Source organism: Exiguobacterium sp. UBA7533 (assembly GCF_002479335.1).
Taxonomy (GTDB): domain Bacteria; phylum Bacillota; class Bacilli; order Exiguobacteriales; family Exiguobacteriaceae; genus Exiguobacterium_A.
The window spans coordinates 9,157-9,421 of record NZ_DLMP01000017.1 but is presented as its reverse complement, the minus strand read 5'-3'; the positions used below and the strand labels follow the sequence as shown (position 1 = coordinate 9,421).

General features: G+C 50.6%; 1 pseudogene. It reads left to right on the top strand.

What is annotated here, in order from left to right:
• A pseudogene (locus B2U10_RS14515) lies at positions 1–265 on the top strand (phospho-sugar mutase); the annotation flags it as partial.

The window sequence follows — 265 nt, the reverse complement described above, 5'->3', positions numbered from 1 at the left end:
GTATCTGTTCGACGGTCTACGTCCGACACCAGAACTTTCGTTTGCGGTTCGGTCTTTACAAGCAGCGGGCGGGATCGTCATTACGGCGAGTCATAACCCACCAGAATACAACGGATATAAAGTGTACGGAGACGACGGTGGACAACTTCCACCAAAAGAAGCGGATGAACTCGTATCGTACGTCAGTCAAATCGAAGACGAGCTGTCGATTGAACTTGAGCAAGAAGAAGTCCTTCGTGCGAACGGTTTAATCGTCCGTGTCGGC